We start from the raw sequence: 1,221 nt of genomic DNA on the forward strand, positions 1-1,221 counted from the left end.
CGCCCGCGCTGAGCCGGTACAACATCCCGACGACCGCGCACCGCCCGGCCTCGACCTCGGCGGCCAGCACCGGCGACCTGTCGAGCATCGCCTCGACGGTGCACGCGATGTGGATGTCGACGATCTCGTCGATGCTCTCGACGCCCCGCTCGGCGGCCCGGTGCAGGCTGGGCACCACGGCGTCCACCACGGCCCGCAGGTTGCCGGCGGGCGGGGTGCCGGTGCCGACCGCCCTGGCCGCCTGCACCGCGCCGCAGGAGTCGTGGCCGAGCACCACCACCAGGGGGGTACCCAGCACGGTCACGGCGTACTCGACGCTGCCCAGCACCTCGGGGCCGACGGTGTGCCCGGCGGTGCGGACCACGAAGAGGTCCCCCAGGCCACGGTCGAAGATGATTTCGGCGGCCAGCCGGGAGTCGGAGCAGCCGACGATCACCGCGAACGGGTGCTGGCCGTCGGCGACCGCCACCCGATGGTCGGCGTCCTGGTTCGGGTGGCGCGGCGTTCCGGTGACGAAGCGGTGGTTGCCGGCGTACAGCTCGGCGAGGGCCTGCCCCGACGTGGGCGGGACGCCGGGGGTGCCCGGTTCACCCGGTCGGCCGACGGCCGAGAGAGCTTCGAGCCGCCCGGAGCCCGACTGAGCCATTGACATGCTGGAATGCTCCATGCCCATCACCTCGCCATTCGCCCGCACAACCGGTTCCCCCACGGTCACACGGAGCTAAAGGCACGTCAAGCGTTACGTGATACACATTTCCTGTATTGGGAAGGGGTTGCGCGGGGCCGACTTTCGGCCCACGCCCGCCCAGGGACGTGAAAGCCGTACCCGAGCCCTAACATGTCCGACATGGCGACGACAGCAGGCGAGAACGGGAGCACCCGGAACTGGACGTTCCTCACCAACCACGGCCATGTGCTGCTAGCCATCGCGCGCAACCCGACCGCCCGGCTACGCGACGTCGCGCAAGAGGTGGGCGTGACCGAGCGGGCGGCCCAGGCGATCGTGGCCGACCTGGAGGCGGGCGGCTACCTGCAACGAACCCGGGTGGGCCGGCGCAACGAGTACACGGTCAATCCCAGCGGCCACTTCCGCCACCCGGCCGAGGCGGACCGCCAGGTCGGCGACCTGCTCGCCCTCTTCACCTCCGACCAGACCGACGAGGGCACGCGGTGACCGGGAGGGTCGGGCTCCTGCCCACGCTGGCGGCGGCCCTGCTCGCC

At 71.8% G+C, this 1,221-nt stretch carries 2 protein-coding genes; one reads left to right on the forward strand and one right to left on the reverse strand.

What is annotated here, in order from left to right:
- Positions 1-646 (reverse strand): carbonic anhydrase (locus tag E1258_RS32715; protein ID WP_371688719.1); only part of this gene is annotated, 646 nt, incomplete at its 3' end.
- Between the two features lie 192 nt (positions 647-838).
- Between E1258_RS32715 and E1258_RS32720 the strand changes: the two genes are divergently transcribed.
- Positions 839-1,174 (forward strand): helix-turn-helix domain-containing protein, encoded by a 336-nt coding sequence (locus tag E1258_RS32720; protein WP_132407853.1) that lies wholly within the window; start codon positions 839-841, stop codon positions 1,172-1,174.
- The last annotated feature ends 47 nt before the right edge of the window (positions 1,175-1,221 follow it).

This window comes from Micromonospora sp. KC207 (assembly GCF_004348615.1).
Taxonomy (GTDB): domain Bacteria; phylum Actinomycetota; class Actinomycetes; order Mycobacteriales; family Micromonosporaceae; genus Micromonospora.

Excerpts from the sequence above, each read along its gene's own strand:
- E1258_RS32720 (WP_132407853.1), top strand. The coding sequence starts at position 839 with ATGTCCGACATGGCGACGACAGCAGGCGAGAACGGGAGCACCCGGAAC.